The organism is Gibbsiella quercinecans (genome assembly GCF_002291425.1).
Taxonomy (GTDB): Bacteria; Pseudomonadota; Gammaproteobacteria; order Enterobacterales; family Enterobacteriaceae; genus Gibbsiella; species Gibbsiella quercinecans.
In genome coordinates this window covers 2804697-2823737 of record NZ_CP014136.1, presented here as the reverse complement: position 1 = coordinate 2823737, position 19041 = coordinate 2804697, and the positions used below count along the sequence as shown (strand labels likewise).

13 protein-coding genes are annotated in these 19041 nt (G+C 59.5%); 5 read left to right on the top strand and 8 right to left on the bottom strand.

The window, feature by feature from the left end; genetic code table 11:
- Positions 1-232 precede the first annotated feature (232 nt).
- Entirely contained in the window at positions 233-706 is a 474-nt protein-coding gene (gene greB / locus ACN28Q_RS13030) for a transcription elongation factor GreB (RefSeq protein WP_095846733.1), read from the top strand.
- A 179-nt stretch (positions 707-885) separates the two neighbouring features.
- Positions 886-3216 (top strand): Tex family protein, encoded by a 2331-nt coding sequence (locus ACN28Q_RS13025; protein WP_095846732.1) that lies wholly within the window; start codon positions 886-888, stop codon positions 3214-3216.
- Positions 3217-3295: 79 nt separating this feature from the next.
- Here ACN28Q_RS13025 and bioH read toward each other — a convergent pair whose 3' ends face one another.
- Complete coding sequence (gene bioH / locus ACN28Q_RS13020) at positions 3296-4066, bottom strand: pimeloyl-ACP methyl ester esterase BioH (RefSeq protein WP_095846731.1); 771 nt, start codon at positions 4064-4066, stop codon at positions 3296-3298.
- Between the two features lie 38 nt (positions 4067-4104).
- On the opposite strand from bioH, the gene gntX reads away from it, so the two are divergent.
- Both gntX and nfuA read left to right on the top strand, forming a co-directional pair.
- Positions 4105-4785 carry a DNA utilization protein GntX gene (gene gntX, locus ACN28Q_RS13015; protein WP_095846730.1) on the top strand — a complete coding sequence of 227 codons (681 nt, stop codon included), beginning with the start codon at positions 4105-4107 and terminating at the stop codon, positions 4783-4785.
- Between the two features lie 58 nt (positions 4786-4843).
- Entirely contained in the window at positions 4844-5419 is a 576-nt protein-coding gene (gene nfuA, locus ACN28Q_RS13010; protein WP_095846729.1) for a Fe-S biogenesis protein NfuA, read from the top strand.
- Positions 5420-5504: 85 nt separating this feature from the next.
- Here nfuA and malQ read toward each other — a convergent pair whose 3' ends face one another.
- The gene (malQ, locus tag ACN28Q_RS13005) at positions 5505-7598 is read right to left on the bottom strand and encodes a 4-alpha-glucanotransferase (RefSeq protein WP_095846728.1); all 2094 of its coding nucleotides are present in this window, start codon (positions 7596-7598) and stop codon (positions 5505-5507) included.
- A 9-nt stretch (positions 7599-7607) separates the two neighbouring features.
- Positions 7608-10016, bottom strand: coding sequence for a maltodextrin phosphorylase (gene malP, locus ACN28Q_RS13000; protein WP_095846727.1), 2409 nt, complete (start codon positions 10014-10016; stop codon positions 7608-7610).
- A gap of 494 nt (positions 10017-10510) precedes the next feature.
- Between malP and malT the strand changes: the two genes are divergently transcribed.
- Positions 10511-13225, top strand: coding sequence for an HTH-type transcriptional regulator MalT (malT, locus tag ACN28Q_RS12995; RefSeq protein ID WP_095846726.1), 2715 nt, complete (start codon positions 10511-10513; stop codon positions 13223-13225).
- Positions 13226-13236: 11 nt separating this feature from the next.
- On the opposite strand, the gene ACN28Q_RS12990 is transcribed toward malT, so the two are convergent.
- The 5 genes from ACN28Q_RS12990 to ACN28Q_RS12970 are packed head-to-tail and all read right to left on the bottom strand — an operon-like array spanning position 13237 to position 18921.
- Complete coding sequence (locus ACN28Q_RS12990; RefSeq protein WP_095846725.1) at positions 13237-13839, bottom strand: KpsF/GutQ family sugar-phosphate isomerase; 603 nt, start codon at positions 13837-13839, stop codon at positions 13237-13239.
- Positions 13836-15473 carry an FGGY-family carbohydrate kinase gene (locus ACN28Q_RS12985; protein ID WP_095846724.1) on the bottom strand — a complete coding sequence of 546 codons (1638 nt, stop codon included), beginning with the start codon at positions 15471-15473 and terminating at the stop codon, positions 13836-13838. Before ACN28Q_RS12985 ends, ACN28Q_RS12990 begins: the two co-directional genes overlap by 4 nt.
- 11 nt (positions 15474-15484) lie before the next feature.
- Positions 15485-16438 (bottom strand): ABC transporter permease, encoded by a 954-nt coding sequence (locus ACN28Q_RS12980; RefSeq protein ID WP_095846723.1) that lies wholly within the window; start codon positions 16436-16438, stop codon positions 15485-15487.
- A gap of 1 nt (position 16439) precedes the next feature.
- On the bottom strand, positions 16440-17429 hold the full coding sequence (locus tag ACN28Q_RS12975; protein WP_095846722.1) for an ABC transporter permease: 990 nt from the start codon (positions 17427-17429) through the stop codon (positions 16440-16442).
- The gene (locus ACN28Q_RS12970) at positions 17422-18921 is read right to left on the bottom strand and encodes a sugar ABC transporter ATP-binding protein (protein WP_095846721.1); all 1500 of its coding nucleotides are present in this window, start codon (positions 18919-18921) and stop codon (positions 17422-17424) included. Before ACN28Q_RS12970 ends, ACN28Q_RS12975 begins: the two co-directional genes overlap by 8 nt.
- Positions 18922-19041: the final 120 nt, after the last annotated feature.

The window sequence follows — 19041 nt, the reverse complement described above, 5'->3', positions numbered from 1 at the left end:
CGGCCCGGCGCGGGCAGAAGAGCCTACGGCAGTTTAGCGCAGCGGCGGTAATAAAAAATGCCGCAGGCTGGCAATTTTGCGCACCGGCGCAGTATCCGGCCGCTATCGGTTGATTTTCAGTCTCTTTGGCTGTGCCTCACCGGGTGAGGCACTAGAATCGCACCGCATGATATGGCACTTTACGCCATCCCCGGATAACTTTCCCGTAGACCTTCCCTGAAAGTGGATACCGATGAGAACACAGCTAATCACCCGCGAGGGGTATGACAAACTCAAACAGGAACTGGATTATCTCTGGCGTGAAGAACGCCCCGAAGTCACCAAGAAGGTGACCTGGGCCGCCAGCCTGGGCGATCGCAGCGAAAACGCCGACTATCAATATAACAAGAAGCGGCTGCGCGAAATCGATCGCCGCGTGCGCTATCTTACCAAGTGCCTGGAGCAGTTACGGATCGTCGATTACTCGCCGCAGCAGGAAGGGAAGGTGTTCTTCGGCGCCTGGGTCGAGATCGAAAACGATGACGGCGAGGTGAAACGCTTTCGCATCGTCGGTTATGACGAGATTTTCGGCCGCAAAGACTACATCTCCATCGACGCGCCGATGGCGCGCGCGCTGTTGAAAAAAGCGGTTGGCGATGTGGCGCTCGTCAATACGCCGGTGGGCGAAGCGCAATGGTATATTAATGCCATCAGCTACTCGGCCTGACTTTCAGTTTTTTCTGAACCGCCGCCGGGAGCAGCCACCGTGCCAGCTACCCTGCCGCCTTCCCCCGCTGCTCCCGGCGGCAGCGCTGCGCGCCGGCGAGCGGCAAGGCTGGCATTTTCCTGGGGCAATACGTATAACTGTCCCCTGTTTATTCACCGCGCCTAACAGATATCAGAATTATGAATGAACCACTGAGCCGCATTATCGCGACAGAACTGCAGGCCCGCCCGGAACAAGTTGATTCGGCCATTCGCCTGCTGGATGAAGGAAATACCGTCCCGTTTATCGCCCGCTATCGTAAGGAAGTGACCGGCGGCCTGGACGACACACAGCTGCGCCAGTTGGAAACCCGCCTGGGCTATCTGCGCGAACTGGAAGACCGCCGCCAGACCATCCTCAAATCGATCGAGGAACAAGGCAAGCTGACCGAACAACTGGCAGGGGCGATTAACGCGACGCTCAGCAAAACTGAGCTGGAAGACCTCTACCTGCCGTACAAACCCAAGCGCCGCACCCGTGGGCAGATTGCCATTGAAGCCGGCCTGGAGCCACTGGCGGACACCCTGTGGCAAGATCCGCAGCAGCAGCCGGAAACCCTGGCGGCGCAGTACGTCAGCGAAGAAAAAGGCGTGGCGGATGTGAAAGCCGCCCTCGACGGCGCGCGCTACATCCTGATGGAACGCTTCGCCGAAGATGCCACCCTGCTGGCGAAAGTGCGCGACTATTTGTGGAAAAACGCCCACCTGGTAGCCAAAGTGGTTGAGGGCAAAGAAGAGGAAGGCGCTAAATTCCGCGACTACTTCGATCATCACGAACCGATTTCACAAGTGCCTTCACACCGCGCGCTGGCGATGTTCCGCGGCCGCAACGAAGGCATCCTGCAGCTGTCGTTGAATGCCGATCCGCAGTTTGAAGAAGCGCCGCGCGAAAGCCATGCGGAACAGATCATCATCAATCACCTCAACCTGCGCCTGAACAACGCCCCGGCGGACGGCTGGCGCCGGGCGGTGGTCAACTGGACCTGGCGCATCAAAGTGCTGCTGCACCTGGAAACCGAGCTGATGGGCACGGTGCGCGAGCGTGCGGAAGACGAAGCCATTAACGTTTTCGCCCGCAACCTGCACGATCTGCTGATGGCGGCGCCCGCCGGCATGCGCGCCACTATGGGGCTCGATCCGGGCCTGCGTACCGGGGTGAAAGTGGCGGTGGTCGACGCCACCGGCAAGCTGGTCGCCACCGATACCATTTACCCCCACACCGGCCAGGCCGCCAAGGCCGCCGCCGTGGTTGCCGCGCTGTGCATCAAACACAAGGTTGATCTGGTCGCCATCGGCAACGGCACCGCCTCACGCGAGACCGAACGCTTCTTCGCCGCGGTGCAAAAACAGTTCCCGGAAGTGCAGGGGCAGAAAGTGATCGTCAGTGAAGCCGGTGCCTCGGTGTACTCCGCCTCTGAATTGGCGGCGCTGGAGTTCCCGAACCTCGACGTTTCCCTGCGCGGTGCGGTGTCCATCGCCCGCCGCCTGCAGGATCCGCTGGCGGAGCTGGTGAAGATCGAACCTAAATCCATCGGCGTCGGCCAATACCAGCACGACGTCAGCCAAAGCCAACTGGCGAAGAAGCTGGATTCGGTGGTGGAAGATTGCGTAAACGCCGTCGGTGTGGATCTGAACACCGCATCCGTGCCGCTGCTGGCGCGCGTTGCCGGGTTAACGCGCATTATGGCGCAAAACATCGTCGCCTGGCGCGATGACAACGGCCGCTTCAGCAACCGCGACCAGTTGCTGAAGGTCAGCCGTCTGGGGCCGAAAGCCTTCGAGCAATGCGCCGGCTTCCTGCGCATCAACCACGGCGACAACCCGCTGGACGCTTCCACCGTGCACCCGGAAACCTACCCGGTGGTGGAACGCATCCTGGCGACTACCCAGCAAAGCCTGCAGGATCTGATGGGTAACCCAAGCGCCGTGCGCAGCCTGAAGGCCAGCGATTTCACCGATGCGCAGTTCGGCGTGCCAACGGTGACCGACATCCTGAAAGAGCTGGAAAAACCCGGCCGCGATCCGCGCCCGGAATTCAAAACCGCCACCTTTGCCGACGGCGTGGAAACCCTCAACGATCTGCAACCGGGGATGATCCTGGAAGGCACCGTCACCAACGTCACCAACTTTGGCGCGTTCGTTGATATCGGCGTACATCAGGATGGGCTGGTGCACATCTCTTCGCTGGCGGATAAGTTCGTCGAGGATCCGCACACCGTGGTGAAAGCCGGCGACATCGTCAAAGTCAAAGTGATGGATGTGGATCTGCAGCGCAAGCGTATTGCACTGAGCATGCGCCTGGATGAACAGCCGGGTGAAGGCACTGTGCGCCGCGGCAGCAATGCTCCGGCGCGTGATAACGGCAGCCGCCCGGCGGCCAATAAGCACAAGCCCCGCAGCGTTGCCGGCGCCCCGGCAGGCAATAGCGCGATGGGCGATGCCCTGGCCGCCGCCTTCGGTAAAAAGCGCTAACCGCGCAACCACGCAGAGCGGTGATGAGCCGCTCTGCGTATTACTCTCCGCTCTCCATCGCCCCGGCCAATGCTAGATGCTAGCGTTCGGCAACAAACCGGGTTATCACCTCAGCAAACTCTTCCGGGTGGGAAATAAACGGCGCGTGCGCGGCCTTGGGGATAATGACCGAGCGCGACTGCGGCCATTGAGCATCCAGCAGAGCGGCGACCTTGCGCGGCACCAAACCATCAAGATAACCATAAATCCGCAGCAACGGCAGCGTGAGTGCCGCCATCGGCCGGCGCAAATCACTGGTGCGCAGTATTTCCAGGCCGCCGTTCAGCACATCAACGCCCGGCATCGGTTGGCTCAACACCACCGATTTCAGCAAACGGGCATCCTGGCGGGCGCTGGCCGTTCCCAAGGTCTGCAACGCCAAAAACCGCTCCACGGTGCGCTGGAAATCATGGCTCAGCTGGTGCTGAAAGCCGCTCAATACGTCAGGGCGGATCCCCGGCCAGTCATCATGGGCGGAGAAGCACGGCGACGACGCCACGGTAATCAGCCCCTGCACGCGCTGCGGTTGCGTTAAGGCTATCTGGCTGACGACCAGCCCGCCCAACGACCAACCCAGCCACCAGGCCTGCGGCGGTGCCGCCGCCAGCACCACCTCCGCCATCTGCGCCAGGGATAGCGCGCCAAAACCCTGGCTGCGACCATAGCCGGGTAAATCCACCAGGTGCAGGCGAAAATGCGGCGCCAATCGCTCCAGCGTGCAACCCCACACTTCCGCATTCAAGCCCCACCCGTGCAGCAGCACAAGATCGCGTTCGCCTTCGCCTATCGTTTGCCAATACAGCGCCGTCATCGTTATTGTCCTTGTTATCAACCGTCACGGAGGCGCCTATGCTATCAATCTGCGGCCGCTGTTGGCTATGCCGGCAGCCATTACGCCTGGCCGCACAAGGCATTTGCAGCTATTGCCTGCCGCCGCTGCTCGCCACGCAGCCCTGTTGCCCCCGCTGCGGCCTGCCGGCGGATCCACGTTATATCTGCGGGCGTTGCCTGCAACGGCCGCCGCCGTGGCAGCGCATGGTATTTGTGGCGGATTATCGCCCGCCGCTCAGCCAATTAATCCAGAAGTTCAAATACCATCATGCGCCGGAATTGGCGCCCACGCTGGCGCGTCTGTTACTGTTGCGCTGGTTGCAAACCCGGCGAGAGCAATATCTGAACAACCCCGAGATCATTGTCGCGGTACCTTTACAGAGAAAACGCGCCTGGCGGCGGGGCTATAACCAAACGGATTTGCTCGCCCGCCCGCTGGCGCGCTGGCTGGGGTGCGAATATCGCCCCGCGGCGCTGCGCCGAGTGCGGGCGGCCACGCCGCAACGGCAATTGACGGCCCGCCAGCGGCGGCGCAACCTGCGCGGCGCATTCCGCTGTGAGGATGATCTTGCCGGGCGGCACGTGGCGCTGCTGGACGACGTAGTCACCACTGGCAGTACCGTGGCGGAAATCGCTAAACTATTACGGCAGCAAGGCGTCGCGTCATTGCAGATATGGTGCATTTGCCGCACGTTGTAGTGCCCTGGCAATGGGCGTATTATAACCAACTAAAGAAGTCAACTACTGAGCTAATGCTATGATTCGTATAACAGATGCTGCACAGGAACATTTTGCCAAACTGCTGGCAAATCAAGAAGAAGGCACCCAAATCCGCGTCTTCGTGATTAACCCGGGCACGCCGACGGCCGAATGCGGCGTCTCTTATTGCCCGCCGGACGCGGTGGAAGCAACGGACGTCGAACTGAAATTCGATAAGCTGTCTGCTTACGTCGATGAATTGAGCGCGCCGTATCTGGAAGATGCCGAGATCGACTTCGTGACCGATCAGCTGGGTTCGCAGCTGACGCTGAAAGCGCCTAACGCCAAAATGCGTAAGGTCGGCGAGGATGCCCCATTGATTGAACGGGTTGAATATGTTCTGCAATCGCAGATCAACCCACAGTTGGCCGGCCACGGCGGCCGCGTGACGCTGATGGAAATCACCGACGATGGGCTGGCGATCCTGCAATTCGGCGGCGGTTGCAACGGCTGTTCGATGGTCGACGTGACGCTGAAAGAAGGTATTGAGAAAGAGCTGTTGCAGACGTTCCCTGAACTGAAAGGCGTGCGCGATCTTACCGAGCACCAGCGCGGCGAACACTCTTACTTCTAACCGCCAGCGCCCATGCCTGGTGCATGGGCGGGCGAGCAAACTGCCGGAGCAGAGCGGCCTGCCCTGCTCCGGCGCTAAACACCCGCTACCTCACCGACACCTTCCGGCGCCGCCGATCCAAATCCTTCAGTAACCGGTTCACCTGCCGATCGGCAAACATCGCCTCTAGCGTATCCGTCAGCTTCCGCCGCCAGTTTGGGTACTGATTGCTGGTGCCGGGAATATTCACCGGCTCCGCCATGTCCAGCCAGTCTTCCGGCTGCAGGCCGAGCAACGCACTGGCGCTATCGGCGATATAGCGCTGCAGGCCGCGGTTCAGCAGCGGGCTCATGGCCAGCGTTGCCGCGCGTTTGCCCACCTTCTGCGGCACGCAGCCATAGCGATGCAGGCCATCAAGCAAGCCCTGTTTGGCCCGGTCGCGCTCGGCATACAGCCCACGCAGCACCTGCGCATCCGGATACAGCCCCAGCTTTTCCCCCAGATGCAAATCGTCGCTTTGCCAATAGCCGCGCAAGGTGGGCAGATCGTGGGTGGTGATGGTGGCCATCGCCTGCACCGGGTAAGCCTGCGGCGCCCGGAACTGGTTCTCTTCATCATGCTCGAAATACAACACTTTGTAAGAGTAAACCCCGCTGTCGCGCAGCTTGCTGACGATCTCGACCGGCACGGTGCCCAAGTCTTCACCGATGATCATGCAGCGGTGCCGCTGGCTTTCCAACGCCAGCACCGCCAGCAGATCGTCCACCGGGTATTGCACATAGGCGCCGCGATCGGCCGTTTCGCCATATGGGATCCACCACAGGCGCAGCAACGCCATCACGTGATCGATACGCAGTGCGCCGCAGCTGGTCATATTGGCTCGCAGCAGATCGATAAACGGCTGGTAGCCACGCGCCCTCATCACGTGCGGATCCATCGGCGGTAGGCCCCAGTTCTGCCCCAACGGGCCGAGAATGTCGGGCGGCGCGCCGACCGAAGCCTGCAGGCAATACAGTTCACGCTCCCACCAAGTTTCCGCGCCGCCTTCGGCTACGCCCACCGCCAGATCGCGGTACAGCCCAATCGGCATCTGCTGCCGCTGGCTCAGACGAAAGCAGGCATCAAACTGGCTGGCGGCCAGCCATTGCAGCCACTGATAAAACGCCACCTCTTCCTGATGCTGTTGGCAAAACTGCGTGACCGCTTCGCTGTTCGCCTGGCGGTATGCCGCTGGCCATGCCGGCCAGCCCCACATGGCGCCATCCTCCGCGCACAGATGAGCGTGTAACGCATCGAACACCGCCTGCTGATACAGGCTAGCGCCGCCGGCGGCAACAAAGGTATCGAAAGCCTGTTTTAATGGATCATCCGCGCTGCGCGCTAAAAACAGTGGAAAAGCCAGCTTCAGCGCCGCCAGCTTCAGGCGAGTCACCGCGCTGTAATCCACCCAGTCACTGCTGCGTGCCGCGTGCAACTGTGTTTGGGTGGCCGTTTTCTTCCACCACTTTTGGGCCGCTGCGCTGCGCTGGAAATCCTCCACCGCATTCACATCAATATAAATCACGTTCAGCCAGCGCCGGGATGACGGGCTGTAGGGGCTGGCGCTTTCCGGGTTGGCCGGATACAGCGCGTGAATCGGGTTAAGGCCGACAAACGCCCCGCCGCGCCCACCCACTTCCACCACCATCCGTTGCAGATCGCCAAAGTCCCCGATGCCCCAGTTGTGCTCAGAGCGCAAGGTGTATAACTGAACACAAGCCCCCCACAGCTTTTTCCCCGCCTGCAGGCTATCTGGCTCAAAGCAGCGTTGCGGCGCGACGATCAGCCGGCACGCCCATTGCTGTTCCCCCTGCGCCAACGTCAGTTGGTGGTAGCCCAACGGCAGGTTATCCGGCAGCGTCAAGGTCTTGCTCGCCCGGGCGCGCCCCTGCCGTTGGCCGCCATCTTCAAGCACCAGTTGCCAGTGGTATTCGCCGCCGCCCGTCAGCGGCAGCGCGATCGGGCTGCCGGCGTGAAACACTTTCACCGTCGGCAACGGCGCGGTTTGTGCCGCGCCGGACACGGCCTGCTGCTGATTCATCGCCGCCAGCAGTTTACGTTTGGTTTCATGCCCAATGGCCTGCAGCTTGCCATGGGCATTGACGAAGTCGGCAGCAATACCCGCCCGCACCGCCGCCTGCTCAATACCTTTACGCTCCATGCGTTCTCCTTAACGTTTGGCCTGCCAGATACGCTGTTGATAATCACGGATCGCGCGATCCGAACTGAACATGCCAACGCGTGCGGTGTTAAGGATGGTACGGCGCGTCCATTCGTCACGGTTGCGATACAGCTGATCGACTTGCTGTTGAGCCTGGCAATAATCGGCAAAGTCCGCCAACACCAGGTACGGATCGCCGCCGGCCAGCAGACTGTGCAGCAGCATGTCAAAGGCGTGTTTGTCGCCGTGGCTGAACAGGCCGCAGGCCAGTTCGTCCAGGATCGCTTTCAGGTGTTTATTCTTCTTGCGGTAGGTGAGCGGATCATAGCCCTTCGCCTGCAACGCCTTCACTTGTTCCACCGTGTTGCCGAAGATGAAAATGTTCTCCTGGCCAACCTGCTCGGCAATCTCAACGTTGGCGCCGTCCAACGTGCCGACGGTCAACGCCCCATTCAGCGCCAGCTTCATGTTGCCGGTGCCGGAGGCTTCTTTGCCCGCAGTGGAAATTTGCTCGGAAATATCCGCCGCCGGGATCATCAATTCCGCCACCGACACGCGGTAATCGGGAATGAACACCACTTTGATCCGATCCTGCACCAACGGATCGTTATTGATCACCTCGGCCACCTGATTGATGGCATAGATGATGTTTTTCGCCAGGTAATAGCCCGGCGCGGCCTTGGCGCCGAATAAAAATACCCGTGGCACGATATCCAATTGCGGGTTATCGCGCAGCTGGCGGTACAGCGACAGGATATGCAGCAGGTTGAGGTGTTGGCGCTTGTATTCGTGCAGGCGTTTAATCTGCACATCGAAAATGGCATCCGGGTTCAGCGTCAAGCCCATAACGCTGTGCACATAGCTGGCCAGCGCCACTTTGTTATCGTACTTAATCTGCTGATAGCGCTGGCGGAAGCCGGCATCGTCGGCGTATTTTTCCAACCCTTGTAGTGCATCCAGATTATTCGCCCACTCCACCTTCAGCGTTTCATCGATCAGGCCCGACAGCGCGGGGTTGCACTGTTTCAGCCAGCGGCGCGGCGTGATGCCGTTGGTCACGTTGTGGAACTTTTCCGGCCACAGTTGGTGGTATTCCGGGAACAGATCCTTCACCACCAGATCCGAATGCAGTTGCGCTACGCCGTTGACGGCGAAACCACTTACCACGCACAGGTTAGCCATACGCACCTGTTTGTCGTGATGGACCGCCAGCTTGGCCCATACGGCTTTATCGTTCGGCCAGTGCTTATCGACCAACGTTTTGAAGTTGGCGTTAATCTGTTTGATGATGGAAAAATGGCGCGGCAGCAGGCTGCGCACCAGTTTTTCGTCCCAGCATTCCAACGCTTCCGGCATCAGCGTGTGGTTGGTATAGGCGAAGGTTTTACTGGTGATCGCCCAGGCGGCATCCCAGCTCAATTGGTGCTCATCAAGCAGGATGCGCAGCAGTTCCGGGATGGCGATGGTGGGGTGGGTATCGTTGAGCTGGATCACTTCATATTTGGGCAGATCTTCCAGCTTGCGCCCTGCCTGATGGTGTTTGCGCAGAATGTCCGCTACGGAGCAGGCGCACTGGAAATATTGCTGCATCAGGCGCAGGCGTTTGCCGGCCTGGTGATTGTCATTGGGGTAGAGCACTTTGGTCAGTTTGGCGGCTTCAACGCCCTGTTTCTCTGCCTGCAGGAACTTGCCGTCGTTGAAATCACCCAGATTGAACGGGTGCGCATGGGTAGCCTGCCACAGACGAAGCGGCTGGGCCACGCCGTTGCGGTAGCCCAATACCGGCAAGTCCCAGGCTTCTCCGCGCAGGGTAAACGCCGGGTGCCACAGCTCGCGGCCATCCGCTTGCTTTTCAAGCTTGCCGCCAACGCCCACGTCCACGCTGAGCGCGGCATTGTGACGGAACCACGGGTAGCTTTCACGCTGCCAATCGTCCGGCGCTTCCTGCTGTTGGCCGCCGCTGAACGACTGGCGGAACAGACCATACTGATAATTCAGCCCATAGCCGGTGGCAGGCTGTTCCACCGTGGCCATAGAATCAAGAAAACAGGCCGCCAGGCGCCCTAATCCCCCGTTGCCCAACGCCGGATCGGTTTCCTGCTCCAGCAAATCCGCCAGCGCGATCCCTTCCTTCGCCAGCACGCCTTCCACGGTATCGTACCAGCCCAGGTTAATCAGGTTGTTTGCCGTCAGGCGGCCAATCAGGAACTCCATAGAGATATAGTTCACGTGGCGCAGCGTTTTGCTGCTGCGCGTGCGCGGCGCCGGCTGAGCCGCCAGTTGTTCCGCCAGCGCGGCGCTGACCGCCTGCCACCACTGGTGCTGGGTCATCTGCTCTGCGGCATCCAGGCCAAAGCGCTGCCATTGACGAGTCAATGCCGCAACAAAGGCATCCTTTTTAAGCGTAGGCTGTGACATAGGGAAACTCTCTATCCTGTAAGTGGGCCAATTTGGGGTTATCGTGCCGGGGAGCGCGCATGAGAGCATCATCCCGCCTGGGGATTAGCTGGGGAGGAGGATTGGGGCGTAGCTAAAATTGTGATCGCAGGCACTTTTTGCCCCCTGAGTGCAGCAAAAAGCCGCCGTGGGCGGCGGCAAACGGACAATATGCTCTATTAACGTTAGCATAGTTGTGCGCATTGCTGGATTTTTGCACACAGCGCCCGTTTCACCCTGAAAAAAGTAGGGAAAACGGCACCGCTCGCCGGCGGACATAAACGTAAAAAAGTGTGATCGGCAGCAACTTAACTCCAAGCGATGCAGGAAGCTTGTTGCAATACGTGTAACGTTGTCGGAAGTTAAGTGAATAATAAAATAATGTGTTGCGGGCCACTCTCTTGGGAATGGCGATGTAATACATACCTTTGGGCAGGTTAACGGCTGCGTAAAACGCAACGGGCGTCTGAAAAACTATGCTGATCCCTTCAAAACTGAGCCGTCCGGTACGGCTGCAAAATACCGTGGTGCGCAATCGCCTGCTGGCAAAGTTGGCCAGTGCGGCCAACTATCGCCTGACGTTGGTCAACTGCCCGGCCGGCTATGGGAAAACAACGTTAGTGGCCCAATGGGCCGCGGGCAAAGCGGATTTGGGCTGGTATTCACTGGACGAAAGCGACAACCAACCCGAGCGCTTTGCCAGCTATCTGATCGCCGCCCTGCAACAGGCCACTGGCGGCCACTGCGTGAAAAGCGAAGCGCTGAGCCAAAAACACCAATATGCCAGCCTGCCCGCGCTGTTCGGCCAACTGTTTATTGAGCTTTCGACCTGGCACCAGCCGCTGTATCTGGTGATTGACGACTACCATCTGATCACCAACGACATCATCCACGAGGCGATGCGCTTTTTCCTGCGTCACCAGCCGGAAAACATGACGCTGATGCTGCTGTCGCGCACGCTGCCGCCGCTTGGCATCGCCAACCTGCGCGTTCGCGATCAGTTACTGGAACTGAGCAGCCTACAGTTGGCATTCAACCATCAGGAAGCCAAGCAGTTCTTTGATTGCCGTTTGTCCATGCCGCTGGAGCAGCACGACAGCAGCCGCCTGTGCGATGAAGTTGAAGGCTGGGCCACCGCACTGCAGCTGATCGCCCTTTCCGCCCGCCAGGCCACCTCCTCCGCCCAGCTTTCCGCCAAACGGCTGGCCGGGCTCAACGCCAGCCACCTGACCGACTATCTGGTCGACGAAGTGCTCGACCACGTTGATCCCGCAACCCGCGCCTTTTTATTGCGCTGTTCCGTGCTGCGCTCGATGAATGATGCGCTGATCGTCCGGCTGACGGGGGAAGACAACGGCCAGCAGCGCCTGGAAGAGTTGGAACGCCAGGGGCTGTTTATCCACCGGATGGACGACACCGGTGAATGGTTCAACTTTCACCCGCTGTTCGCCTCTTTCCTGCGCCAGCGCTGCCAGTGGGAACTGGCGATGGAGCTGCCCGGCCTGCACCGTGCGGCGGCTGAAGGCTGGCTGGCGCTCGGCTACCCGGCGGAGGCCATTCACCATGCGTTAGCCGCCAGCGACGTCAGCATGCTGCGGGATATCCTGCTGCAGCACGCCTGGTCGCTGTTCCACCACTCGGAGCTGGCCCTGTTGGAAGAGTGCCTGAATGCCCTGCCGTATGAGCGCCTGATCCAAAACCCCAAGTTGGCGTTGCTGCAAGCCTGGCTGGCGCAAAGCCAGCACCGCTATAACGAGGTGAATACCCAGCTTGAACGCGCCGAGCAGGCAATGCTTGAGCACAAGATTGAGATCAACCCAACGCTGCATGCGGAATTCAACGCCCTGCGCGCGCAGGTGGCGATTAACGCCGGCAAACCGGAAGAGGCCGAGCGGTTGGCCGCCGAAGCGTTAAAATTCCTGCCGCTTTCCAGCTACTACAGCCGCATTGTCGCCACCTCGGTCACCGGCGAAGTGCACCACTGCAAAGGGGAACTGGCGCGGGCGCTGCCGATGATGCAGCAAACCGAGCAAATGGCGCGCCGCCATCACGCCTACCACTACGCGCTGTGGGCGCTGCTGCAGCAAAGTGAAATTCTGATCGCCCAGGGGTTCTTGCAGGCCGCCTACGAAACCCAGGATAAAGCCTTTGAGCTGGTGCGCGAGCAGCACCTGGAACAGTTGCCGATGCACGAATTCCTGCTGCGCATCCGCTCGCAGATCCTGTGGTCGTGGTCACGGCTGGACGAAGCCGAGGAAGCGGCGCGTGAAGGGCTGAAAGTGCTTAGCAACTATCAGCCGCAGCAGCAGTTGCAGTGCCTTGCCATGCTGGCGAAATGCTCGCTGGCCCGGGGCGATCTGGACAACGCCAATGCCCACCTGCAACGCTGCGAGGCGCTGCTGCACGGCTCGCAATACCATCGCGACTGGCTGACCAACGCAGACAAGCCGCGCGTGATTTACTGGCAGATGACCGGCGATACCCAAGCGGCCGCCAACTGGTTACGCCACACCGAAAAGCCGGGTATGGCCAATAACCATTTTATGCAGGGCCAGTGGCGCAATATCGCCCGCGTGCAGATCCTGCTCGGGCAGTATGAAGAAGCGGAGGTGGTGCTGGATGAGCTGAACGACAACGCCCGCCGCCTGCGGCTCTCAAGCGATCTTAACCGCAACCTGTTGTTGAGCAACCAGCTCTATTGGCAGATGGAGCGCAAGAATGACGCCCAGCGGGTATTGATCGAGTCGCTGTCGTTGGCTAACCGCACCGGCTTTATCAGCCATTTTGTGATTGAAGGGGAAGCCATGGCGCAACAGCTGCGCCAGTTGATTCAGCTCAATACCCTGCCGGAGCTGGAACAACACCGAGCCCAGCGTATCCTGCGCGACATTAACCAGCACCACCGGCACAAGTTTGCCCACTTCGATGAGAACTTTGTTGAAAAGCTGCTGACGCACCCGCAGGTGCCGGAGCTGATTCGCACCAGCCCGCTCACCCAGCGGGAATGGCAGGTGCTGGGGCTGATTTACTCCGGTTACAGTAACGATCAAATCGCCGGTGAACTGGCCGTGGCCGCGACCACCATCAAAACCCACATCCGCAATTTGTACCAAAAGCTGGGCGTCGCCCACCGGCAGGAAGCCGTGCAGCAGGCCCAGCAGTTGCTGCGGATGATGGGCTATGGCGCCTAGGTGAAGGGCCGCTAGCGGCCTTCCCGCAGGCTTTTGCCCACATTCCCGCCGGGGTGCACCGCCAGCAGGGTTTGTTTATCATAACCATTGCGCGCCATCAGGCAGGCGCAGGCGGCGTCAAAGATTGCCAATACCAGCACAATTGACGTCGTTGCCAGCATATTCAGCGGATCTATCTCCTTTTCCACCCCGGTTTTGATCGTCAGCTGCGCCGCACGGGCGATAGCGGAATCAAGATTTTCAGTGACGCTGATAATTGGCACGCCCTTGGCGTTCAGCGTGGGCAGCAGGCGTGCAAGCTCTTCCGAATTACCGCCGCGCGAGATCAAAATCATCAAATCTTCGCTGCGCAAAAAACCCAAATCGCCGTGCGCCGCATCGGTGGCATTCAGATAGATTGCCGGCCGCTCCACACAGGCCAACATATGGGCAACCTTGCGCGCGGCGATGCCGGATGTGCCCACACCGCTGACGGCAATCTTGCCTTTACAACCGCTGAGCTTCGCGATCAACTGTTGCCAGGTTGCGGCGTCAATCCGCTGTGGCAGCTGCGCCAACTCACGGCTGTAAACCGCCCAGGCATCGACGGCACGCTGCCATTCCGGCTCGCTCATGCCCCCTCCTGCATCAGTTGGCGATATTTCATGTGGTCATGGTACAACTCATGAAAAACACGGTATTTGCGATCGTAATACTGCTTAATGCTATTGGTCTGCGGCGTGACGGTTTTACCGATGCGGCTCATGGCATTCATCGCCTCCGGCAGCGTGTCAAATACCCCGGCGGCAACGGTGCCCATCATGGCGCCGCCCAATAACATCGCTTCACTCTCTTCGGGCAAGAGCATCGCGCAACCGGTCGCATTCGCGTGCTCCTGCACGAAGATCGGATTTTTGGTGCCGCCGCCGCTGGCCATGATGGTATCAATGCTGTAGCCGCTCTGGTTCATGGTCTCAATGATATGGCGCGTGCCCAGCGCGATCGCCTGAATCGCCGCCAGGTAGTGCAGCGCCATGTCTTCCGGCGTGCGTGAAAGTTTTAACCCGGTCAGGACGCCCGTTAAGGTTGGGTTGGCGCGCGGCGAACGGTTGCCGTGGAAATAGGGCAGCATATGGATATCCCGGGTCAGGAAGGCGATATGCTCCGGCTCGCCCGCCATACGTTTCAGCAACGCGTTCAAGACTTCATAGATGGTTTTCCCGCCGGTTTTGGCCTGCGCCAGCAGCTCCGGATAGCACGGATGTGACTGAATGACGTGATCGATAAGCGCCCCGGTGGCTGACTGCCCGCCTTCGTTCAGCCAGTAGCCCGGCAAAATGGCGGAATAATAAGGGCCCCATACGCCACTAATAAAGCGCGCGGTGCGCGACATCGCCATATGCCCGGTGGAGGTGCCGCCGATTAACGCGATCCGTCGATCGAAATCCGCCACTTCGCCGGAAACCCCGGTGGCGCCAATGGTGCCCAGCGTCCCGGCGTGAGCATCAATGATGGAGACGCTGACGGCAGTGCCGGCGATCAGACCCATTTCGCCGGCGGCGCGTACGGTCAGGCCGTGGCCCAGCGGCTCGCCCATTATTTTCACATCACTGCCGATTTTTGCTGCGTCGTGTTCCAGCACGTCTTCCAGCCCAATCTGCTTGAAATAGCTTTTTTCCCAACGCTGTTCATGGCCGAGGTAGGTCCATTTACACACGGTTGAGCACAATGAGCGGGTGGCGTCTTGGGTGGCGCGCCAGGTGAGGAAATCCGGCAGATCGAATAGGTAGCCGGCATTGGCCCAAGTGGTGGGCATGTGTTGCTTCAGCCAGAGCATTTTCGGCGTTTGCATTTCCGGCGAGATAATGCCGCCGACAAAATCCAGCACCCGATGTTTGGTGGCGTTGATACGCTCAGCCTGGGCGATCGCCCGGTGATCCATCCACACGATGATATTCTGCTCGGTACGGCCGGACGGGCTAACGGTCAGCGGCTTGCCTTCTTTATCCAGCACCACCAGCGAGCAGGTGGCGTCGAACCCCAGCCCTTTCACCTGGATCGGGTTGATATCAGCCTGGTTGACGGCATCACGCACCGCGTTGCACACCGCCTGCCAGATATTGTCTGAAGACTGTTCGACAAAATCCGCCTTCGGGCGGTACAGCTCGATAGCCCTGCTGGCTTGCCCGACCATATGCCCGTTAAGATCGAATACGCCTGCGCGCGCACTTCCGGTGCCAACATCTACGCCAATGAAATAACTCGCCATTCTTCTTCTCCTCAGGCCTTTCGATTCTGTAATGCGATAAACAGGATCAGCACGCCGCCCCACAGGGCCATCGTCAGATAGCTGCTGACACCCAGCAGATTGAGGCCGCTTTCCAACATCTGTAGCACGATCAGCGCCAGCAACAGCCCCAGGATGCGGCCAAACCCACCGTCCGGATTAATGCCGCCGAGTACCGAGGCCAGAATGGTCACCAGCAGATAGGATTCGCCGTAACCGGCCTTGGCGGAATTGAATTTCGCCATCATCAACAACGCGGCCCCCCAGCCAAGCAGGGCCGAAAGGATATACACGGCGATCTGTACCCGCGCCGTATTGACGCCGCTAAAGCGGGTCGCCTGCTCGTTGGAACCGATCAGGTAGAGGCTGCGCCCCAGCGTCGTGTGCTCCAACAGCAGCCACAGCCCGGCGGCCACCAACAGGAACAGCAACAGCGCCACCGGAATACCGAGAATACTGCCATTGCCGATGTACTGAATCACCACAGGGAAACCGGAGATTACGGCGCCGTTGGAAAGCAGGATATTCAGCCCGCTGATTAGCGTCATGGTGCCCAGCGAAGCCAGAATCGGCGAGACGCCAACCCAGGCGACCAGCGCGCCGTTCAGTAAGCCGATGGCAATAGCCACCGCCAGCCCGGCCAGCAGCGCCAGGGCGATAAACAGCGGCTGATCGGGGTGGCTGACGATGATCGCCGCCATCACCAGCGAACAGGCATTCGCCCCGGCGATAATCGACAGATTGATGCCGCCGGTTAGCATGGTGATCCCCATACCGAGCGCCAGCATACCGAGGATTGGCAACTGCGAGGCGATCGACTGGAAGTTGCCGGCGCTGAAGAAACGCCCACCCAGCAGCCCGGCGAACAGCAATGCTACGGCGATGATGATAATCCCCTGCAAGCGGATGATACGGTCGCCGGGGAGAAAACGAATTAACTGCGACATGTTATAACTCCTTGGCCAACTTACGTTTTTCATTCCAGGCGGTTGCGCTGATGCTGATCAGAATAATCATCCCGCTAAACACCGTATGCCAGTAAGAAGAAACGCTAAGCAACGTCAGGCCGTTTTGCAGGAAAGCCAGCAGCACGACGCCAAGCAAGGTGCCGGTAAGAGAACCACGCCCACCGGTCATGCTGGTGCCGCCGAGCACCACGGCGGCCAGCACCGTCAGTTCAAAACCAAGCAACGAATTGGGGGCGACCGATTGGGTTATCTGCGCCTGCACGACGGCGGCAACACCGGCCAGAATGCCCATATAGCCATACACGTAGAAGTGCAGCCGCAGCAGGTTTAGCCCCAGGCGCGATGCCGCATCGCGGTTGCCCCCCATGGCGAAAATCTGGCGGCCCAGCCGGGTAAAGTTCATCAGTACGCCGGTGATGACGATGACCGCCAACAGGCACAGCAGCGGCAGCGTCAGGCCGTAGTCATAGCCATCAGCGGCGGTGAACGAAAACCAGCTGATGCCATCCATGAACCAGTCCGGAAAGCCATACAGCCAGGTGCCGTTGGTGGCATACACCAGCAGGCCATAGAACAGGTTGAGTGTGGCAATGGTGATAATGATGGCGGGCACCTTCAGCCAATAAACCAGGAAGCCGTTCACCAGCCCAAGCAGCAGCCCCACGCCAATCGCCAAAGCGAACGCCAGCGGGAAGTTGCCGCCATGATCAATGACCCAGCTTGCCATCGCGTACTGGGCGATGGCGGTGACCGCCGGGAAAGAAATATCAATACCGCCGGCGATCAGCACCACGAACAGGCCGCAGGCCAGGATCCCCAGAATGGCATAGCTTGTGGCAACGTCCGTCAGGTTGCCGAGCGTCAGGAATTCGGTCGTACTGGCGCTCAGGCCGATAGCCAGAAACAGCACCATCAGGCCCAGGTAAAGCTCGTGCCGCCCTGCCAGGCGTGCAAGAAGGGATTTATCCATTGACCACCTCGGCAATCTGTTGTTCCGTACTGTGGTGCGGCGCAAATTCGGCCACCAGTTCGCCTTTGCGCATCACCAATACCCGGTGGCTGTTATAGTAGGCCTCCGGGATCTCATCGCAGATCATCAATACCGCCATCCCCTGCGCGGCCAGATCTCTGGCGATCTGGTAGATCCCTTCTTTATTGGCGATATCGACGCCGACGGTAGGCGAATCAAGGATCAGGATCTTCGGCTGGGTGGCGACCCATTTGGCGATCGCAATGCGCTGGGCGTTGCCGCCGGATAGCGTCTTCAACGGCAGGCCGCTATCGGAAACCTTGATATTCAGCTCGCGAATCAGCTTATCGACCAGCACGCGGGCCCGCGGGTGATCCAACAGCCCGAGTGGCGTATGTAGCTTGTCAAAGACGGTGACGATGGTGTTGTCAAAGATGGATTGCTCCATGATAAGCCCCTGCGTCAGGCGATCTTCAGAGACGTAGCCGATGCCATGGCGCACCGCATCCCGGTTAGTGCGCAGTTGCGCCGGCTGCCCCGCAATGCGGATTTCACCGCCGTCAGGGTGCGCCATGCCAAACAGCGCCAGGCACAGCTCCGTGCGGCCGGCGCCCAGCAGGCCGACGATGGAAACAATTTCGCCGGCGAGCAACGCCAGGTTGATATTGTGATATTTTCCACGCCGCGTGAGCCCGCAAACCTCCAGCAGCGGAGTGCTTTCCACCGCTGGCTGCGCCGGCAATTGGCTGTAATGGAAGCGTTGGCCGGTCATCAGGAAAGCCAGCTCGTGGCTGTCCAACTCGCTTGCCGGGTAAGTGCCGACCAGTTGGCCGTCGCGCATTACGCTGATCCGATCGGCCACTTCCATGACTTCATCCAGCCGGTGGCTGACGAATACGACGCAGATGCCAGCCGCCTTTAGCTCGTTAACCACCCGCAGCAGGCCATCCACCTCCTGGCGGGTGAGCGAAGCGGTCGGCTCGTCCATAATCACCAACCGCGCTTCGGCGGCAAGCGCCCGGCAGATGGCGACCAGTTGGCGATCGGCAATCGACAGTTTCTCGACTTTCTTGTCCGGATCGATATGCACGCCGACGCGGGCCATAACATCCAGCGCCGTCTGACGCATCGCGCGTTGATTAACCCAAAAATGCCCGCCGGGTAAGTGGCGATGAATGGCAATATTTTCCGTCACCGTCAGGTTAGGGAATAACGACAGATCCTGGTAAATAACTTGAATGCCGTAATAAGCGGAAAGCTGCGGCGTTAGGGAATGAAATAGTTTCCCTTCCAATAAAATAGTGGCGCCTTTTTCGGGTTGGTACACCCCGGAAATAATTTTAATAATGGTGCTTTTACCACAGCCATTTTGCCCGGCCAGGCAATGCACCTCGCCTTTATTCAGCGTGAGATTGATCCGATCAAGGGCCAATACGCCGGGAAACTGCTTACTGATATTTTCCAGCGTGATAAATGCGGTGGTTGATGTCATAACGTTAGCCTGTGCAATGTATTATTTTGAACCGGATGCATAAAGTAATGACTATTGTTTTTCCAGGCGCACGTCTCTTTATAGCCAGAGGCGTGCGCTTCTTTTCCCTGGTGTGGCACA

Bases quoted from the DNA above. Each gene is read 5' to 3' on its own strand.
- greB (WP_095846733.1), top strand. From the start codon at position 233: ATGAGAACACAGCTAATCACCCGCGAGGGGTATGACAAACTCAAACAG.
- ACN28Q_RS13025 (WP_095846732.1), top strand. From the start codon at position 886: ATGAATGAACCACTGAGCCGCATTATCGCGACAGAACTGCAGGCCCGC.
- bioH (WP_095846731.1), bottom strand. From the start codon at position 4,066: ATGACGGCGCTGTATTGGCAAACGATAGGCGAAGGCGAACGCGATCTT.
- gntX (WP_095846730.1), top strand. From the start codon at position 4,105: ATGCTATCAATCTGCGGCCGCTGTTGGCTATGCCGGCAGCCATTACGC.
- nfuA (WP_095846729.1), top strand. From the start codon at position 4,844: ATGATTCGTATAACAGATGCTGCACAGGAACATTTTGCCAAACTGCTG.
- malQ (WP_095846728.1), bottom strand. From the start codon at position 7,598: ATGGAGCGTAAAGGTATTGAGCAGGCGGCGGTGCGGGCGGGTATTGCT.
- malP (WP_095846727.1), bottom strand. From the start codon at position 10,016: ATGTCACAGCCTACGCTTAAAAAGGATGCCTTTGTTGCGGCATTGACT.
- malT (WP_095846726.1), top strand. From the start codon at position 10,511: ATGCTGATCCCTTCAAAACTGAGCCGTCCGGTACGGCTGCAAAATACC.
- ACN28Q_RS12990 (WP_095846725.1), bottom strand. From the start codon at position 13,839: ATGAGCGAGCCGGAATGGCAGCGTGCCGTCGATGCCTGGGCGGTTTAC.
- ACN28Q_RS12985 (WP_095846724.1), bottom strand. From the start codon at position 15,473: ATGGCGAGTTATTTCATTGGCGTAGATGTTGGCACCGGAAGTGCGCGC.
- ACN28Q_RS12980 (WP_095846723.1), bottom strand. From the start codon at position 16,438: ATGTCGCAGTTAATTCGTTTTCTCCCCGGCGACCGTATCATCCGCTTG.
- ACN28Q_RS12975 (WP_095846722.1), bottom strand. From the start codon at position 17,429: ATGGATAAATCCCTTCTTGCACGCCTGGCAGGGCGGCACGAGCTTTAC.
- ACN28Q_RS12970 (WP_095846721.1), bottom strand. From the start codon at position 18,921: ATGACATCAACCACCGCATTTATCACGCTGGAAAATATCAGTAAGCAG.